Origin of the sequence: Chitinophaga eiseniae, from assembly GCF_012641265.1 — a bacterium.
Lineage (GTDB): Bacteria > Bacteroidota > Bacteroidia > Chitinophagales > Chitinophagaceae > Chitinophaga > Chitinophaga eiseniae_A.
In genome coordinates this window covers 76,231-94,904 of the sequence record NZ_JABAHZ010000014.1, presented here as the reverse complement: position 1 = coordinate 94,904, position 18,674 = coordinate 76,231, and the positions used below count along the sequence as shown (strand labels likewise).

The 18,674-nt window shown below is 47.5% G+C and carries 12 protein-coding genes; 1 reads left to right on the top strand and 11 read right to left on the bottom strand.

Annotated features, from left to right (window positions below):
* Positions 1 to 446 precede the first annotated feature (446 nt).
* The 10 genes from HGH91_RS30385 to HGH91_RS30340 all read right to left on the bottom strand — a co-directional run bounded on the left by HGH91_RS30385 (position 447) and on the right by HGH91_RS30340 (position 15,670).
* Positions 447 to 2,375 carry a right-handed parallel beta-helix repeat-containing protein gene (locus HGH91_RS30385; RefSeq protein WP_168742999.1) on the bottom strand — a complete coding sequence of 643 codons (1,929 nt, stop codon included), beginning with the start codon at positions 2,373 to 2,375 and terminating at the stop codon, positions 447 to 449.
* 249 nt (positions 2,376 to 2,624) lie between these two features.
* Complete coding sequence (locus HGH91_RS30380; protein ID WP_168742998.1) at positions 2,625 to 3,431, bottom strand: sugar phosphate isomerase/epimerase family protein; 807 nt, start codon at positions 3,429 to 3,431, stop codon at positions 2,625 to 2,627.
* Between the two features lie 6 nt (positions 3,432 to 3,437).
* Complete coding sequence (locus HGH91_RS30375) at positions 3,438 to 4,310, bottom strand: phytanoyl-CoA dioxygenase family protein (protein ID WP_168742997.1); 873 nt, start codon at positions 4,308 to 4,310, stop codon at positions 3,438 to 3,440.
* 5 nt (positions 4,311 to 4,315) lie between these two features.
* Positions 4,316 to 5,704, bottom strand: coding sequence for a sugar porter family MFS transporter (locus HGH91_RS30370; RefSeq protein ID WP_168742996.1), 1,389 nt, complete (start codon positions 5,702 to 5,704; stop codon positions 4,316 to 4,318).
* Between the two features lie 184 nt (positions 5,705 to 5,888).
* Entirely contained in the window at positions 5,889 to 7,067 is a 1,179-nt protein-coding gene (locus HGH91_RS30365) for a XylR family transcriptional regulator (RefSeq protein WP_211092486.1), read from the bottom strand.
* 49 nt (positions 7,068 to 7,116) lie between these two features.
* Complete coding sequence (locus HGH91_RS30360; RefSeq protein WP_168742994.1) at positions 7,117 to 8,100, bottom strand: phytanoyl-CoA dioxygenase family protein; 984 nt, start codon at positions 8,098 to 8,100, stop codon at positions 7,117 to 7,119.
* Positions 8,101 to 8,293: 193 nt separating this feature from the next.
* The gene (locus HGH91_RS30355; protein WP_168742993.1) at positions 8,294 to 10,171 is read right to left on the bottom strand and encodes a RagB/SusD family nutrient uptake outer membrane protein; all 1,878 of its coding nucleotides are present in this window, start codon (positions 10,169 to 10,171) and stop codon (positions 8,294 to 8,296) included.
* Between the two features lie 17 nt (positions 10,172 to 10,188).
* Entirely contained in the window at positions 10,189 to 13,614 is a 3,426-nt protein-coding gene (locus HGH91_RS30350) for a SusC/RagA family TonB-linked outer membrane protein (protein ID WP_168742992.1), read from the bottom strand.
* 197 nt (positions 13,615 to 13,811) lie between these two features.
* A complete protein-coding gene (locus tag HGH91_RS30345; RefSeq protein ID WP_168742991.1) occupies positions 13,812 to 15,008 on the bottom strand; it encodes a FecR family protein in 1,197 nt (398 codons plus the stop codon).
* A gap of 95 nt (positions 15,009 to 15,103) precedes the next feature.
* Complete coding sequence (locus HGH91_RS30340; RefSeq protein ID WP_168742990.1) at positions 15,104 to 15,670, bottom strand: RNA polymerase sigma factor; 567 nt, start codon at positions 15,668 to 15,670, stop codon at positions 15,104 to 15,106.
* A gap of 238 nt (positions 15,671 to 15,908) precedes the next feature.
* Between HGH91_RS30340 and HGH91_RS30335 the strand changes: the two genes are divergently transcribed.
* Positions 15,909 to 17,345, top strand: a complete 1,437-nt coding sequence (locus HGH91_RS30335; protein ID WP_168742989.1) for a glycosyl hydrolase family 79 C-terminal domain-containing protein — start codon at positions 15,909 to 15,911, stop codon at positions 17,343 to 17,345.
* 93 nt (positions 17,346 to 17,438) lie between these two features.
* Here HGH91_RS30335 and HGH91_RS30330 read toward each other — a convergent pair whose 3' ends face one another.
* Positions 17,439 to 18,659, bottom strand: a complete 1,221-nt coding sequence (locus tag HGH91_RS30330; protein ID WP_168742988.1) for a right-handed parallel beta-helix repeat-containing protein — start codon at positions 18,657 to 18,659, stop codon at positions 17,439 to 17,441.
* Positions 18,660 to 18,674 lie beyond the last annotated feature (15 nt).

Below are 18,674 nucleotides of genomic sequence, written 5' to 3'. Positions count from 1 at the left end.
AAAAAATTCGGCATCGCTACTACCCAGCATATAACTTTCCTTAAACTATTAAAAACTGTGTGAACAAATGGGGTAAAATTTTCCTTATTTTAATACCTGCTATTTTCTATCCTCTTTCATGAAGATGCTTTATTACCCTTCGTATTCATCGAAATCGGGCCAATTGATTTTAAAATAACCCAAATAAAAAGGCCTCTTTAAAAAGAGGCCCTGCAAGATACAGCATCATTATATGTCAACGAATTTAAAAACGATTCATGTAACAGACGGCAAAATGTTATGCGCTTTATTAATAAATCAGGACAATTTTCTACCCTATTATTACTTAGAAAGTAGTTATTTTAATGTGATGATATGATTGGGTATCATTATCCAGATACAGTACTGACAACTCAGATTTGATCCCTGTTGATATCTATCAACAGGGATTTTTGTATCAAATAACGTTACCATACTTTGAGACGAAGCTTGCCACCAGCGCTCATTTCAAAAGGTCCGGGAGAAGGATGTACCTTTCTTTGCTTGCCAGTATAGTCTGTACTGATCTTTACCGGCGATCCATCAGGGTTTTCAAAGAAAAGGCCGGGTATCAGTGCTTTCCCCAGCCCTTCTGTTGTGATCATCTCCCTTTCTATATTCAGCCAGTTCTTATTAACATTCATTTCGAGAAAAACGTCTGTACCCTGGTTTACCAGGTGTGCAGCCGCATCAAAAGCTGTGTCAATCACTGCTTTTTCCTCTTTTGCATCCTGGTCCTTATACCGCTGCATTTTCTCCTGCGCATGCTGGTCCATTTCACCATATCCCCTTTTCAACTTAGTATTATTGATACCGGTAGCTCCTTTCGTGTATACGTTTCCTTTAAAACTGACAGGTAATAATGCACTGCTGTATTGACTGGCATTGCCACCGCCGATAAACAAATTGTTGATAAAGCGCACATCGCCATCCGGGTTATCGTGCAGTGTTGTCACAAATGTGGAATGTGGCAGCATAAAAGGCGTCATCCTGGAATCATAATGGATCACATCTATTTTGCCTCCCAAAATATTATGCACAAAGGCAGCACCACCGGAATTCATCGACAAACAAGTGGTGGAGAGCAGGATATTGTTGCTCACCAACATTGGCCCGTGATTTACTTCCAGGAAAATATCGAGCCCGTTGTCATGCATCAGGTTGCGCTGCAGCTGCACTCCCTGTGCCATCCAGTCGAGCCAGATACCCATATTGGTATTGTAAATATGATTATTGATGATCTGTACATCAATGGCGCCATGAAACTTGATGCCTGCCATCTCAGCACCATCGAATAACCTGTGCACATGAATATCATGTATCGTGTTGTGCTCAATTACGCTGAAGGAGCATCCCAGACTACCTACGATACCTGTTTGCTCACAATAGGCTACCGTATTGTTACGCACTATATGACTACCGATTGTACCTTTGTTCCATCCGAAAGCCAGCCCGCGTTTAATCGTACCTACATAGCCTTCTGCTGATTCCGTATCTTTATTGTCAAAAGTATCTCCATACTTGCCCAGGGCAATGCCTACACATTTGGAGTATTGAACCGTATTATTTTCTATGATCCAACCCTTGCTCCAATGTGTGCCGATCAAACCCATTTGTTCTGCTGTGGGCGGCGCCCAATTGGTGGCTGCCTGTTCCATCACAAAACCACGCACGGTAATGAAATTGATAAAAGGCTTGTCGGGATAAAACACCACCGGCCGTACATTGACTTCCACCAATGCGCTATTGGGGTCAACACCTTTAAATTGCGCCCGGATTGTAGTGTTAGTACTATCAACATCTGCCCACCACAGCGGATCGCCTGCGTTGGCTATAGTCATTACCTGTTCCGGTTTTGCTGCTTCCATCAGCCAGCTGCCATTGAGATAAACGGCGCCACGGTGATATTGCCGGTCTTTCGGCTTAGGCCAGAACCAGTCGCCATGTATCAATTCCTTAAACGGATTGAAGTCACCAAAAAAGGTATTGGGAACTACCGTCTCCCAGGTATCGTTTTGCAGCCGCTTCCAGCCTTTCACAATCTCTGATCCTTTTATTTCTACCTTCTCCCCCTTTGCTGCCTGGTATATGATACGTTTTGTATCGGAATCGCCTCCTCTTGGCGGCGTGATCCTTTCGCGGTATACGCCCGCATGCACCGTGATCACATCTCCCGGCAAAGCCACATTAGCCGCTGCGGAGATTGTTTTTAAAGGGTGCTGCAAACTGCCATCGCTGTTATCACTTCCATTCACCGATACATGGTATTCCTTACCGCCGTGTTGCCCCACGGCTATACTGCTGATCATCACAAAAATCAGCAGGCAAAAGCCATTCTTCCTTGTTTTTATCTCCATGTTATAATAATTTAAAAAAAATCACAGGCTGAGAACAGCCTGTTGTCCCAGTTGCCTTGTGCGTTTTACCAAAGCGAATTTAAAAATAATCAACCTCCTGGAAAAGAGGGTGCATCCCACTGAATTATAAATTCACAAACCAAAAATTTCGAATAATTGATATCCACTTATATCCAAGATCAGAAAGTAGGCCCGCAAATGAATATCCGCGGGCATTTTCATCTCTTATCAAAGTGAACAAATAACCCGCTATACTAAATACCTGTCTCTCAACAAGTGCATCATATATACATTCACTTCCCATTGATCCACTATTGGTTTACCTGTAGACGGCTCAGGTACCATATAGGGATAAGGTCCAAATTCGGTGGTAATGGTCACTATTTTCTCTTCTCCCCGTATCCTGGTTACAATGCGATCCCACCACGACAGATGTTTGTCCAGGGCATATTCCCATTGGGCTATCCTGGGATCGGGGACTTGCGGGCCTTCGGGATAGCCTACTCTTGCATGGATATGGTCTGTACGTTCCATCGTCAGCTGCATAGCAGCGGACTGGTCTTCCAGGTACGACTCTGCCACACATACCCAATGCGAAGCGTCCAACGTAATACGCAATGCCGGTATATTTTCCAGGTACATTTTTGTCGTGTGCGCCGCAAATGAAAACTTGTTGCGGTGCGTTTCATGCACCACTGACTGGGCCTGGGCATTAGCCACATCGATCAGCTGTTTATTCTGGTCAAAGGAAAAATAATCCTTGCCTGTCTGCGAATTGATCTTTACCACAGGATATCCCGCTAGTTTCTCCAACCATTGGCAATAATGATCATAATGTCGGGAGAAATCAGCATCATTGGTATCGTAATGTTGTGCGATAATTTTTAACCCTGCTTTATCGGCTTGATTCCAAATCATATCCAGCGCCTGCTCCGGCATGTTAAACCCTATGCCATACTCTATACCATCATATCCCTCCTCTTTTACCTTATTAATAAATACCTCCCACGACAAATTTTCACTTCCCCAGCGCGGACAAAAGAACAGGATAGCCATATTATATTATGTATTTTTTATTACTCTTAATACCTCCGGGCGGAGATAAGGTTTGTTGGCATCTACTACTCCCTTCCAGGCATAGGGGTCTTCGCCGGCTACCATCACAATATCCCGTAAGTCCTCTGTCGGCGATAATTTCCCATCCTGATCCCAGGGCAGCATCGACTCAGCACTCATGTAATGGTTGACGAGTGCGCTTCTGAAACAGTCCGCAGTTTTGTTACGCAGTGAACTATGTAAAGTATAGCCATTGAAAAATACCACTGATCCGCTCTTCACCTCCACCGGGATCGATTGTCCCCCATATCCGGATGCATCCACCGTATCTACATCTGCATATTCATCACTGCTGTTTGCCACCCTCGGCATAATATAACCTGGTCGCCCCGGGATGATCCATAAGCAGCCATTCCTCACAGAGGCATCATCAATGGCAATCCATACACCTGTCAGCGACTGGTCGCGGGTGGGGATATAATATTCATCCTGGTGCCATGACTGTCCCGCCTTTCCGGGTCCCTTCACAAACAACATCGACTGCATACATTTTACATTACTGCTGATAATGCGTTGCAAGGTCTTTACTATTTTTTCATGGAACAGGTAGCGATAAATAACAGGGGATATCTTATGCGGAAAATGGATGGCCACATATTTCTTCAACACTTCATCATCCGATTCGCCTGGCGCTACATTCAGCAAGCCTTCCAGCTGTCCGCGCTCACCTCTGAAGATAGCAGCCGTTTCCTTTTTTAATGCCGCTATTTCCTCCGCCTGCAATAAGGAAGGCGCTACCAGGTAACCATTGCTGGTATAAAAGGAAATATTTTCTTCGCTGATACCAGCTGCCGGTATAAAAGCATGTTCACTGCTCATAAAAATTATTTTGATGGGAGAAATAATGTCTCGATTTCCTCCAGTGATTTGCCCTTCGTCTCTTTTACCCTGGCCAGCATATACCCGAATGCTATAAGGCTGATACCGGCATAGCAATACATGGTAACTGCCGTGCCCAACTGCCTGGCCATCACCGGGAATGTGTAGGTAACCGCAAAATCAGCCAGCCAAAGTGCCAGCGTAGCCACCGACATAGCGAGGCCCCGCACCCGGTTGGGAAAAATTTCACTGAGGTACACCCACGTAACAGCGCCCAGCGTACAGCCAAAAGAGGCCACGTATAGCAGCATAAAGATCAAGACAATATAATGGTCGAAATAAGACAGTTGAAAACAGGCCCCCACAGCCAACAACGACACCGCCATAGTCAGGCTCCCCGTCAGAAAAAAGGCCTTTCTTCCCAACTTGTCTACAAACCCAATAGCAAATAGTGTAGCCAATACCGTTACAATCCCTACTCCAATGGTTTGCATCAGGGAAGAAGAACCGCTGATACCTGTTTCCCGGAAGATGACCGGCGCATAATAAAGGATCGCGTTAATGCCCGTGATCTGCTGGAATACGGCTACGAGTATTCCCAACCATAGCACAGCGCGGTACTTCGTATTAAACAGCTCTTTAACGAAAGAGCGATGTTCTTGTTGATAACTGTTTTGTATCCCTATTATTTCCGCGTCAGATGGCGCTTCACCGTATATTTTCTCCAGTATCTTTCCTGCTTCCCGGTTTCTGCCACTCCTGATCAACCACCTGGGCGTTTCAGGCACCAGCAGTAACAAAACAAGAAACAATACAGATGGAATCGCTTGTGATGCAAACATCCAGCGCCAGTTATTTTCACCGGTGTGGTCCAACAGCAGGTTGGAACAATATGCGAGCAATATGCCGGAAGCGATGGCCATCTGGTAAAAAGCCACCAGCCTGCCTCTCAGCCTGGCTGGCGCCATCTCTGCTATGTACATCGGCGATACCAGCGCCGCAGCGCCTACTCCCAAACCACCCAGCAAACGAAAGAAAACAAACCAGTATAACTGCTGCGATAAACCGGCACCAATGCCCGAAGCTGCAAACAGCAACGCACACACCAGCAACACTAACCGCCTCCCATACCGGTCGGCCGCCCCGCCAGCCAGCAACGATCCTGCAGCGCAACCAATCAATATTGACCCCACTGCCCATCCCAGCGAATATTCATCCAATGAAAAATAGGTTGAAATATAAGGGATGGCTCCGGATATCACCGCAGTATCAAATCCAAACAATAATCCCCCTAATGCCGCCACGCCGGTAAACAGCCATACATAACGCTGGTTCACACCGGCGGCGACAAGCTCCGTTCCTGGTAAATTGGCAGTTGTGACGGTTACAGGCATGCTTGAGTTTCCCATTAACGCGTATATGTTCTTAAAACGAGGAATAAAACACCGGTTGCCCTAAATATATGCAGGCAAGCATCTTCAACAACACGCAAATGATGCTCATAGCAAGTTATCCTAATCTTCCATTTTGCGGAATGTCATTTTACGAAAAAAAACTGTCAATTTGCGAACACTCTTTTTACTTGCATTGTTGCTTATACATCCTGGGAGTAACCCCTGCATATTCGCGAAAATACCGCGTGATATTATCCAGGTTCCTGAAGTTCATCTCACAGGCAATCTGTTGTACGGTAAACGTTGAATGCTCCAGTAAATACTTAATCCGCTCCACCCGCACTTTCTTGATCTCTTCCAGGATCGAACTTTGTAATAACAGCTGGAACTTTTTCTCCAGCGCTCTCCTCGACAGCGTGGTGGTGCGCACTACATCTCCCACAGTAATATCTTTCACGGGCGCCGCATTGGAAATATAGTGAAGGGCCGTTCGCACCTGTTCATCATCTACCGCCATCGCATTGGTGGAACTTCTCGCCATAATACCCGCCGGCTTTGCTGCAATAATATCCGCGGGCCTTTCTTTATACTCTATCCAGCGGTTTAACGCCATTGCAGCCTGTGTACCGGCTTGCCGCGCGCTATGGTTAATACTGGATAAAGTAGGGCTCGACAGCTCGCAGATCAACTCATCATTATCGGCGCCCAGTATAGAAAGGTCATCCGGCACCCTCACCCCCAACGTTTTCGCGGCTTCAAGCAACCGGGTACTCAACTCATCCGTGACCGAAAAAACGGCACAGGGCCTTGGCAGTTTAGACAACCATTTTGCCAGCTTACCGGGCAGGTCTTCCCATAACAAATGGGTATTATCGAAATAAAAACTATGAACATCATAACCAGCATTTTCTACACATTTTACATAGGCCACTTCCCGCTCCTGCGACCATTTGAAATCCTTGAATCCCAGGAATGCAAAATTCCTGTATCCCTTCGGAATGAAATACCTGGCCGCCATATCGCCCACCGCATAGTTATCGCCCCACACGTTCACCTGTTCTTCATAGGGACGGGTATGTGGCAATATGATCAGGGGGATCTTCCACCGGAACAGGCTGTCAAGCCCTTCTATCTCTCTCGTGATGATACCGTCAGGCTTCCAAGCCTTCACCCGCTCAATGAGGTGGTGCTGGTGACCGGCATGTATGAATTGCGGAGAGAAGAAAAAGAAAATGAACTTATCGTGGATCTTGTTAAAATCTGAAATACCGGTAAGTATATCCCGGTCATAAGCCCTGGAAACATCCAGCAATACGGCCACTTTCTGCTTATTGTTCACATTATTAATCATTGATAACATCATAGACAAACACAAAGATCGTTCAACTTCCCGAAACCGTTCAACGAAGCGGCTACATACTATATTTGCAGGGATACAGTGTTGCCACATCTACTTTTGGTACCGCATCCAGCAAAGATTGTAGCTCACTGCTTTCGTTAAACAACAATGGGAAATGCTTGCTGTTAAGTGCTACATCCTGCGGCATGGGCGGAAAACGATGCAAGGCATCCAGCCGCTCATAGTTATTCACATTACCCAGGGTGCCGTCTGCCATGGCATTCAGTACAATAGCTCTCCTTGGGCGTTCGGAATGGTTGGCATAAGAACCATGCATCATCAGTGGATGATGGAAGCTGGCATAGCCCCGTGGTAGTGCATTAGCAACTTTTTTATCGAAAACATGCACCTGGTCCGTTGTTAATATCTCCCGCACCGCATCCATATCACCTGTCAGCCCCGTGATCGGCAGCAGCCCCCATTGGTGACTACCCGGCACATAATACAAGCAACCGTTCTCCGTCGTAGCATCATCCAGTCCAATCCAACAGGTGAGGTGGTGCATCGGCTTGGTAAAAGTCCAGTAGGAGAAATCCTGGTGCCAGGCCACTACGCCGCCATGTCTTGCCGGCTTGCAAAACAACTGATCATGAAAAAGCCGGAAAGGCACGCCCAGCAACTGATACGCCGCCATCCGGTAGGCAGGGCTCCAAATCAGATCGTGAAACCCTGGCGTTACCCGCCATCCCCCGATAGCATGAAAAAGCACCTTGTCAGGATCTTCAGATTCATTGCTTTCATAATGAAAAAACAATTCCTGCTCCTGCTCATTCGGCGTTTGCAACTGTTCCAACTCTTTATTGAGCACGTCTACCTGTTCCCCGCTGAGTAAGGGGATACCGGAAATATACCCGTCTTCCTGGAATGCACGCACCTGCGCTTCACTCAGTATATAGGGTTCCCAATCTTTTGCATGCACAGGCTGTGGGAACAGGTCCCCAACAGGGCCACTATGGTCGGCCAAATCAAATGATAATGTGGATACTTGTATTTTCATAACGACGCTTGATAAGTGATAGATCTGTAACAACAATATAGAAGAAACCATTAGTTGCAGGATTGTCTGATTGCGAAAAAAAACTGTCTTTTTGCGAATGAAATCCTGTTTTATAAATCGCCCATCAACGGCCAGGCCCCCCGGAAACGGGAGGCCCTTTTCATGCTATTAACTACCGATTATTGATCTACTTTTACTGAAACGGATCAAACGTACCGCCCCACATCATATTCTGCTGTAGTTTTGGATTCCTTGATAAAAAGCTATAAGGCAAGCCGTATATATACATCTTGTCCGGGATAGCCAGGTTATCTTTATCGGTAGTGATCACCGTATAGTTAAACTTATTGTACACTTTATTGATATCCGCCATCGGCGCTGGATCAGTTTCTCCCTGCTTCAGCGTGATAGCCAGGCCATGCCGCTGCTTGCCTCTCAGCAGGTCAAATCTTTTCCAGCGGCGGAGGTCATCCCAACGCTTGCCTTCAAAGGCAAATTCTACAAAACGTTCATCCTGGTAAGCTTTGCGGATATCGTCGGTGCTGGTGGCGGTGATCCCGTAATTGCCTGTTCCCTGGGAAATACCGGCACGCTGCCGGATATCATACAAGACCTGCAACGCCTCGTTGGTCTTGCCCAGCTCATTGGCTGCTTCGCCATAGTTCATCAGCACTTCAGCATAACGTATTTCCGGCCAGTCTACATCCGACTGCTCCACGTTGGATGCATGCCTGTCTACCCCTTTCAACTTCAGGAAAAAACAGTTCAGTTCTCCCATGCCCTGACCTATCCAGTTGCCATCGGTCACAATGGAATTCAGGGTACCTGTTACGCCACCGGCTGGCGTAAAGGTGGGATTGGTCAGATAAGTCCAATAGTATTCATTCTTGGCGGCCATTTTGGGCGTAAACTGCACCGGGGCCCCGTTGTAATAGATAGTGGCGTAGAAGCGATCGTCCCTGTTCTGGAAGAGGGTAGGATAATTGGCATTTGACGGTACGAAACGGCTACCGTTCTTCATCGGGAATGCATTGACCAGCTCCAGGGATGGCGCGTCATTATCCCAATCGTCTGCCGAATAACGCAGTGGCGCATTTCCGGGCGCAGCATAAAATGCATCCGGGAAAGTGAAGCGCCGCACCATTACCTGTTCCTTGTTCTGCTCTGTATTCCAGATATCGCCGTACACCGGGTACAATCCTTTTCCTACTCCTGCCAGGAAATTTTTAGCGGCCAGGTTGGCATCATAGGCCATTTGCCAGGTAGCTATCCCATTCAATCCATTAAACAACGGGCTGGCAAAAAACAATAATACCCTGCCCTTGAAAGCCATCGCTATTCCTTTGTCGATCCGTCCAATATCCGCGCCCTTCCAGCTGTCTGGCAGCACAGCAATCGCATCATCCAGGTCTTTCAATAGCTGCTTTACACATTCGGAAGTTTTGTTACGTGGCATTTGCACCTGCGAAAGATCACTCACTGCCGCCTGTGGCGTGAGGATCAGGGGCACGCCGCCTACATCTTTCACGAGCTTATAATAAGCCCATGCACGCCAGAACAATGCCTGTCCTTTTATCTGATCCTTCGACTGCTGCGCAAAGGTGGCTTTGTCGATATTGGCGAGCACGTTGTTACACGTACGGATATCGCCGAAGGTATTCACTGCCCAGTTCAGGCGCACGCCGGCAGCCGCATTATCGTAGTTTTCCAGCCAGTCGTACGTGGCGGTACCCAACAATACCTTATCGGAATAACGATGCGGAGATATCGCTTCATCGGTACCATTACCGGTACCAAAATTTACAAATTGCCAGTTTTTTACCCAGCCGTCCCAGAACCAGTTATTATATACCCTGGAGCATCCACCGGGATTCCCCATACCATATGGCCAGCAAGGCATCAGGTCATAGTAAACGGTATCCAGGTAAGCTGTTGCCGCCCGCTCCGATCCCCATACCTGCTCGTTGGTAAGGGCATTCAACGGATCTCTTTCCAATATTTTCCGGCAGCTGGCAAAACTTGCCAGTACCAATATGGCTGGTAATATATATTTTAAAATATTGCTTTTCATGGTTGCACTTTTTAGCATTAGAACTGTACGTTAAAGCCCAGGGTAACATTCGTCATAATCGGATAACTGCCATAGGAATATACCTCCGGATCATACAACTTGAACTTTCTCAGGCAGAAGAGATTGGTAGCCCCTGCAAATACCTGTGCAGAGCTCAGGCCACTCCTCTTTAATAATGTTTGAGCAAAATCATATGAAAGGTTCAGATTCTTGAGACGCAGGAAATCACCGTTGAATATATTCAGGGACGATACTACGGAATAGTCCTGGCGCTGATTCCCGCTGGAGTTATACAGTTTCGGGAATTTGCCGTTGGGATTACTATCGGAATATGAATCCGCGTAATACGCAGGATATGGAATCTGACCGCCGTTCCTGCCCCATGGGTCATTATAAATCACCTTGTAACCTGCCAGGCCGGCGAACAGTACGTTCAGGCGGAAGCCTTTGTATGCAAGATTGATATTAAGCCCATAAGAGATAGGAGCATTATTGGACTGGGGTGCACCTCCGTTACTGGGGCTACCCAGGATCGGTGCATTGGAATATTTCGCTACCACCACTTTGTCATAGCTATCTATTATTCCATCTGGCTTTCCCCCAGGGCCGCTTACATCAACGAAGTTCATCATTCCTTTCTCTGGTTTCACACCAAAGATGGTATAGCCGGCAGGGAGGGCGGATACGTCCGCATCGGTGCGCAGGATACCCGAAGTCTGGTATCCTACCTGGTAGTTCAATGGCTTGCCAACAGGATCTTCCGCCGGCGTAGCACCCAGGGCTTTATCCTTTACCAGCACTCTGGTGGTGGCCAGCCCGAAATTGGCTTTCACGTCGAAGGTGAAGTCTTTCCCTATTTTTCCGTTGATATATCCCAACTCGATGTCCATCCCCTTGGCGCTCATCCTTCCATAGTTCTCTATCGGGTAGCTGGAACCAAATTCCACCGGAGTCTCCAGTATACGTTGTCCAAGAATGTTAAAAGTGTTCTTTGTCCATACGTCAAATACGGCACTCCAATGTTGCCTGTAATTCAGGTCTACGCCCGCATTATAGGATTTGGCGCCTTCCCAGGTATAATTCGTTTGTGCAATACCGTTATAGGCAAGGATAGATTTCAGGGAAGCCGGATCGCCCAGGTAAAATGGCGTAGACGACGCATTATATATCTCCTTGAACAACCAGGCGGGGATATTGTCGTTACCGGTGGATCCGTAGGATGCACGTAGTTTCAGCATATCCACGCCAGTTCTTTTCAAACCGGCCATGAAATTTTCCTCAGATAATACCCAGCCGAAAGAAGCTGCCGGGAAATATCCCCAGCGTTTATCTTTCGAAAATTTGGACGAGCCATCAGCACGTACAGAGGCAGATACCAGGTACTTGTGCCCATAGTCGTAATTCACCCTGCCCACGTAAGAGACACGCGCATCCAGGTAATTTTCAAATCCATCTGCCTTGGTATCGCCGGAAGCGCGGCTGGCAAAGGGAAATTGATCCGTAGTATATACCGGGAAATTGTATTTATAGATGCTGGAATAAGTATAATATCCATCGGACTGTTCATAAACGCCCGTAACATTGAGGTGATGCTTACCGAAATTTGCCTCATAATTAACAATGCCGTTCAGTTGGTAAGAATTAGTTCTCCCATTTTCATTGCCTACATATGGTTGTGCAGGCGTAGTGGATACCCTGGTGCCAATTACCTCATTGGTATAAAGCTGCTGTATACCACTTTTGGGATCTAACTTGAACTGGTACAGTAGCGGTTGTATAGCATATGCTTTAGAAAAATCGTTCCCATTGTACAGGTCCACCACTCCTTTTAATGAAAGCCCCTTTATGAAGGGCACCTTATATTCCAGGTTAATAATACCGTCCATATATTGTTTGGTGGTACGTTGATACCCCCCATTCTTGATGAATTCCACCGGGTTAGTCACCCAGTTGGGAGACATCGGTTTACCATCGATATATGCATAAGTGGTAGGTGGCATGATGTATTTCAACTTTTCATACAAACCGGATAAATCATCGGTCTGACCTGGTATACTATGCCGCTGTCCATTATTATAGCTCAGGTTCAATCCGATAGAAAGGTCTTTGGTAACGGCCACCTGTACATTGCTACGCAGGTTATATTTCCGGTAAGACAATTGTGGCAGGAATCCATTTTCATCATAGTAAGTGCCTCCGATAAAGTAAGTCACCCGGTCGGAACCACCTGATATATTCAGTGACTGCCGATGATTGAAAGGATTCTGATAAAGTTCATCATAGTGCAGATTCCCCTTGGGATTATGCTGGTGTATCCAGTCGCGGTCATATTGGTTGTAACGAAAATCGGCTGCGCCGGTATGCGTAGAATTATACATATCCATGCCCTCATCCATGCTCAGGTATTTCACATCTATTTCTGGCCTGCTATATACACCGAATACGGAATTGAACTGAACGGTAGACTTGCCTGATTTTCCTGTTTTGGTAGTTACCAGCAACACCCCGTCGGACGAGCGGGAGCCGTAGATGGCAGCTGATGCCGCATCTTTCAGGATAGTGATCGTTTGCACCTGGTTGGGGTCCAGCGCATCGAATGCCACCTGGTCACGCACAATACCATCAATAACAATCAACGGTCCTGCACTGTTCCAGGAGGAGGAGGAGCGGATACGCACGATAGACGGCTTACCCGGCACACCGGTGCCTGTTTGTACAAAGGTACCGGAAGCCCGCCCAGCCAATACATTTGACAGGTTGGACGTTGCAATATTCGTCATTTCCTTTGCATTCACTGTACTAACAGCCGAAGTAAGACTTGCTTTTTTCTGGGTACCATATCCTACTACCACCACTTCATCCACCTTTGATTCGGAGGGCTTCAGGGTGATGGCCTGGAAACCAGCCTTGGTAACATTCACACGGGTTTGCTGATATCCCACATAAGTTACCAGCAATACGGCATTGCCGGAAGGTATTCTCAACCGGAAAGCGCCACTGGCATCCGTGGCGGTACCATCATGAGTGCCGTCCCTGGATACCGATGCTCCCGGAAGTGGGTTACCATTGACGTCCACCACCCGGCCCGTGATCACCATCCCCGGGGTATCCACCACCGGAGCGGCCGCCTTAGGCAATGCCGGAGCGTCTTTTACTGAAATGGCGATGATACCATCCACGTCGTTATAGGCAAAACGATCCTTCTTCAGACATAGATCCAGCACTTTCTCCACCGGCTGATTTTTCACATCCAGCGTAAGGCTGCCGATCTTCGTTAATGTCTCTTCGCTTACCACCAGGCTTTTGCCCGTCTGTTGCTGTATCTCACGAAAGACTTCCTTCGCCGGCATATTCCTTACCGACATGGTAACATTCTGCCCGTTTGTACTCGCAACTGCCGATTGCAAGCCTATACATAGTATTAGGAACGCAGTTACTTTCATGATCCTCAAAAATTTTTGAGTGGGCCATCCTGCCCTTTGGTTCGATAAAATGTAAATAGGAATTAATTGCATAACTTTGCAATGTTTGGGTTTGTAAATCTGGTTGACAATCGTATTTAAAAGCCCATTCCCCGCCAGAAGTGTTAAGGCCACTTCTGGCTTTTTTCAGGCTTAATAACGTGGTAAATAATAATCGATTACTGCATGCTGATGATCAGTTTCTTTCCTGTTCCGGTAGTTAATCCCCCATCAATTTTAAAGTGAGTATTGGTTGTTTGCAGTGCCTTCAATACCGTGGCTAAACTATTGCTACGCTTGATAATGGCAAATATCCTGTCTTCTGGCATGGTTCCTTCCACCACAATATCTACATCATACCATCTCGAAAACTGGCGAAGCGCCGATGCCAATGTAGTGCTTTCGAAATGGAAATATCCTTCTTTCCAGGCCATTATTTCTGCTGTATTAACATGTGTGTTTACGGTGAGATGTCCATCTTGTCCCAGCATCGACTGTTGCCCCGGAACCAGCCCTACCTCCTGCCCTTCTTTCTTAACTTTTACGGCTCCTTCCAGCAGCGTGGTGGCAACACATGGTTCATCCGTATAGGCGTTTACGTTAAAATGCGTACCCAGCACTTCTACGGTCATATTACGTGCAGCCACGGTGAAAGGCAGCCGGCGTTGTCCATCGGGTGTAAATGCCTTCGCCACTTCAAAATAAACTTCTCCGGTTACCTCCACATGACGTATACCGCCGGTAAACGCCGATGGAAAACGTATGCTGCTGGCTGCATTCAACCATACCTGGGTACCATCTGCCAATATGATCGACATATGCCTTCCTCTGGGTGTACTCAATGTATTGTATACTACCGGCCCGCTTTCACGACCGGATGATTGATAACTCACCACATCCGCCGACTTACTGATCGTAACCTTACCCTGTGCTGCCAACGCCCCATTGCCGGCATCATCCAGCTGGATCACCTTTCCATTACCGAGTGTAAGCACCGCACCGGTATGTCCTGCTGGCAGGTCGGCGGCGGCCAGCTTATGTCCGATAGTAACAGGCGGGCGCCGGGACTGAAAAAGGAAAAAAGTTCCCAGCAACACAATAATACTTGCTGCCGCGATCATCCACCAACGCATACGGAAAACTCCTCCCGGCGGATCCTTCCGCTCTTCCCGGATAAACGCCAACAACGCATCTTCCGTCGTATCAGGCGGAATGCTGAGCGGTAACTCTTTATGCATATAAGTCCGCAATATGTTCATCAGCAGTCCCTTATTTACCGGGGCAACTACCATCTCCATCAGCTCGCGCTCCTCCGCGTCGCTCGCCTCGCGCGATACATAGCGGTCAAAAAGAAATTGTAGCCTCTCCTGTTGCATAATGATAAAAAGCAGTTATTAATAGTAAAGAGTAGGGGGAAAAAGAAAACGGGTTAGCGCAACTGAAAATAATTTTATTTAAAAAGAAGAGACAATTATAAGGTGAATAACCGGAGACCTGCGCGGCAGTACTCCCTCACCAGCTTCACTGCTTTGGCAAGATGCGCCTTCACCGTTTCAGGCTTTATGTGCATCACGTGAGCGGATTGTTCTCTCGACAAACCATCCACCTTCACTAACTGGTATACCTGCTGTTGCTGCGGCGACAAAGTACTGATGGCCTGCTGGAGTAAGCGCCGGCGCTCCGATGCGATGATCGTTTCCATCACCTCATTATGATGCAGTTCTTCCAAACCAGCGGCGCCGATGGAAAGCCGCTCCTGCGCTATCTGACGGAGGGCCTTATAGGCTTTGTTACGGGTAATAATAAACAGGTAGGACTGAAAACAGGATACCTGTTCCAGACGCTCCCGTCTTTTCCATATAATAACGAAAACATCCTGCAGCAATTCTTCTGCATGCACGGGAGAGCGGGTGATGGCTAATAAAATTGTATAAACCTTACCCTTATTGTGATTGAATAATTTCAGGAATGCCAATTCGTTGCCCAGGGCAACCATGGTGAGTAGTGCTGGCTCATTATAGTCATTGGCACATTCCATCTCGTTGATGATTGATCATAGATATTGCGACAGGCTAAATCTAGGGAAATTATGTGGCTCAAGACCTCCACTAATTTGACAATAACCGGTGCTTTTTTTGCATACTTGCATTTCTTTCATCCTTAGAGATGGTTATATGCCAAAGGGGTAATATTGTCTCTCACAGGGGATACTTTGTATGGCATTAAACCTCCCGGCGCCCACATCGTCTTTATTATCAAGCAAATTGAATCGCAATATGAGCATGTTTCTTTCACCCGGTAAGTTTGTTATCATGGCGGTAGCGGGCAGTTTAATAGCTGCCGGCTGTAGTAAAAAAAGCAACGACGCCTTATCCGCTTCGCCGCCAGTGCAGCCCAAAGGTACTCCGGCAACGGTAGTTATACATCCCAACGAACCAGGTATACCTGTTTCAACATCGTTTTTAGGCTTCAGTTATGAAACCAGCATACTGCCAGACAGCAGTTTTCTCACACCTTCCAATACCGTGCTGATACAGCTGATCCGCAACCTGGGCGATGGCGTGCTCCGGGTGGGCGGCAACAGCAGCGACCGCCTGGCGTGGACTAACGCCGCGCGCACCGCCGCCACCGGTAAGGATTCCCTTACCACTACAGATATAGACCGCTTTGCCGCCTTTGCCAAGGCCACCGGCTGGCCGGTACTCTTTGGCCTTAACCTGGGTTTGTATGATCCCGGGAAAGCTGCAGCGGAAGCAAGTTATGTAAGTCATGCGCTGGGTGCTAACCTGATGGCGTTTCAAACCGGCAATGAAACAGACCTCTTCAGCAGGAATGGCCACCGCGATGCCACTTATCAGTATACCAACTACCAACAGGAATGGGGTCAATACTTCCAGGCAGTCCGCAATACCCTGCCGGCAGCCCCTTTCGCAGGACCGGACGTGGCCTATAAAACGGCCTGGATCAACAGTTTTGCTATAGCCGAGCATCAAAACATCCGCCTGCTGGATGGCCACTACTATGTTACTGGTCCCGGATCCGACAGTAACATTACCTATCATACCATACTGGCGCCAGACACTAAGCTGCCTGTGTACCTCACCGCGCTGAAAAATAGCGCGCAGCCTTATTCACTGCCATACCGTATTTCCGAATGTAACAGCATTTACTCCGGTGGGAGAAAAGGTGTGAGTGATATTTTTGCTTCAGCACTATGGGCACTGGATTATATGTGGACCGTAGCAAAATATAACAGCCAGGGCATCAACTTCCATGGCGGCACCGGCGGCGCGTATACGCCCATCGCTATGGTGAATGGTATGCCTGTAGCACGCCCAGAATATTATGCCATGCTGGCTTTCCACCAGGCGGCACATGGTAACCTGGTCCCCGCCGATGTAAACACAGGGCAACTCAATGCCAGCGTGTATGCTTGTAAAGATGCCAGTGTGGAGTATGTTACGTTAGTCAATAAGGAAGATAACCAGGATATTTCCTTCACCATTACACCCGGTATAAAAGCCACTACAGCACAAGTGTTTATACTCACTGCGCCCGGCATCACATCAACCGACGGCGTAACCTTTGCGGGTAGTCAACCCGATGCGAATGGTAAATTCACTCCTGCAAGCCCCGTAACATACAGTTCCTCAAATGGCAACTTCATTGTGAACGTACCCCGGGGAAGTGCCGCTGTAGTGGTGATCCGGTGAACGGTGAAAGCCTATAAATAAAATGAGGCTATCTCCTAGTTTTTTTACAAACATAGGAGACAGCCTCTGTACCATCAAGGCCGATGTGATCTCTTAGTTATTCGTATGCTGGTTTCCTTTCCCATCAGAAGTATAAGCCCCCATATCCACATTGTACTTTGAATTTCCATGCCCCAAGGCAGGCGAACCCTGTTGCAAAGACAAATCCGCTGCCAGCGGCGCCCCATTCGGCGCTGCAAACACACCGGTAAACTGCTTAAACTTAGGATCCATATTTCCCACCCCGGTAGATACCAGGTCGTTAGGCTGACGTTTACCAACACCATCTGATGGATAAAAATTATCCTTCAGTACGATCGACACTGCTGGCGTAACGGTATTATCGGTATAGGTATCCGACGTGGCATAAAACAGGTTGTTGTCGTAGGTGGTTTTAGTTGCATCTGCATCTGTAAAAATTTCAATGCCCTGGTAACAGTTTACAATGATGTTGTTGTAAATATGACCAATGGCGTTGAGTCCTACCGACACCCCCCTGCCAGGTTCTGCAGCGCCCCTGCGCCAGCCGTTAGACAGCAACGTATTGTTATACACATTCACTTCTGTTTGCGGCAACGGGGCCGATTTGCTGGTTTCCAGCTTTACACCACTACCGGCCTGGCTATAGATCACGTTATAAGCAACATCCCCGGTTACCGCGCCTTTCAGGTTTATCCCTTCTCCATCGGCTTTACCAGAAGAAGTAATGGTATTTCTCAGGATAGTGATTTTTGCTCCTCCGGAAATGGCCATCAGGTCGTCTTGTCCATTGGAAAACCAGGAATCTTCAATATCTACCACTATCGGTGCTTTAATGGTAAGGGATGGCCTGGCACTACCGGTAGGGTCAGGTCCCCCGGTATTATCCACATGCGTCCACAGGATGGTGACTGCCTGGGCCGAATTACAGTGAAAGCCTCCCCAGCTCCCAGGTTGGTGGGTATCGGAATCAAAGCTCACCGGCGCCGATTTGGTACCTTCCAGCTTTAATACGCCTTCCACAATCACCTGGGCATTATTCATCACCTTCACCACTACTCCCGGCTGCGCGAATAATGTATCACCAGCTTTTACGGTAACGTCCTGCAGGATCGTATAGGTATGATTAGCCAGCAGGGTACCTTTTGCAAAAGCAGGAATAGTATCCGAAGTAATAGGATTGGAAGTGGGAATATCCGGCGGAATGAAAGTCACTTCTTCTGATTTTGAACAGGCAGAAAGCACTGTTGCCAGTGCTATCCCCATATATATACTAAATTGTGTAATGCTTTTCATAATCTGGTGTTTGAA

Excerpts from the sequence above, each read along its gene's own strand:
- HGH91_RS30345 (WP_168742991.1), bottom strand. The coding sequence starts at position 15,008 with ATGCAACAGGAGAGGCTACAATTTCTTTTTGACCGCTATGTATCGCGC.
- HGH91_RS30335 (WP_168742989.1), top strand. The coding sequence starts at position 15,909 with ATGAGCATGTTTCTTTCACCCGGTAAGTTTGTTATCATGGCGGTAGCG.
- HGH91_RS30375 (WP_168742997.1), bottom strand. The coding sequence starts at position 4,310 with ATGAGCAGTGAACATGCTTTTATACCGGCAGCTGGTATCAGCGAAGAA.
- HGH91_RS30360 (WP_168742994.1), bottom strand. The coding sequence starts at position 8,100 with ATGAAAATACAAGTATCCACATTATCATTTGATTTGGCCGACCATAGT.
- HGH91_RS30365 (WP_211092486.1), bottom strand. The coding sequence starts at position 7,067 with ATGATGTTATCAATGATTAATAATGTGAACAATAAGCAGAAAGTGGCC.
- HGH91_RS30350 (WP_168742992.1), bottom strand. The coding sequence starts at position 13,614 with ATGAAAGTAACTGCGTTCCTAATACTATGTATAGGCTTGCAATCGGCA.
- HGH91_RS30385 (WP_168742999.1), bottom strand. The coding sequence starts at position 2,375 with ATGGAGATAAAAACAAGGAAGAATGGCTTTTGCCTGCTGATTTTTGTG.
- HGH91_RS30380 (WP_168742998.1), bottom strand. The coding sequence starts at position 3,431 with ATGGCTATCCTGTTCTTTTGTCCGCGCTGGGGAAGTGAAAATTTGTCG.
- HGH91_RS30355 (WP_168742993.1), bottom strand. The coding sequence starts at position 10,171 with ATGAAAAGCAATATTTTAAAATATATATTACCAGCCATATTGGTACTG.
- HGH91_RS30370 (WP_168742996.1), bottom strand. The coding sequence starts at position 5,704 with ATGCCTGTAACCGTCACAACTGCCAATTTACCAGGAACGGAGCTTGTC.
- HGH91_RS30340 (WP_168742990.1), bottom strand. The coding sequence starts at position 15,670 with ATGGAATGTGCCAATGACTATAATGAGCCAGCACTACTCACCATGGTT.
- HGH91_RS30330 (WP_168742988.1), bottom strand. The coding sequence starts at position 18,659 with ATGAAAAGCATTACACAATTTAGTATATATATGGGGATAGCACTGGCA.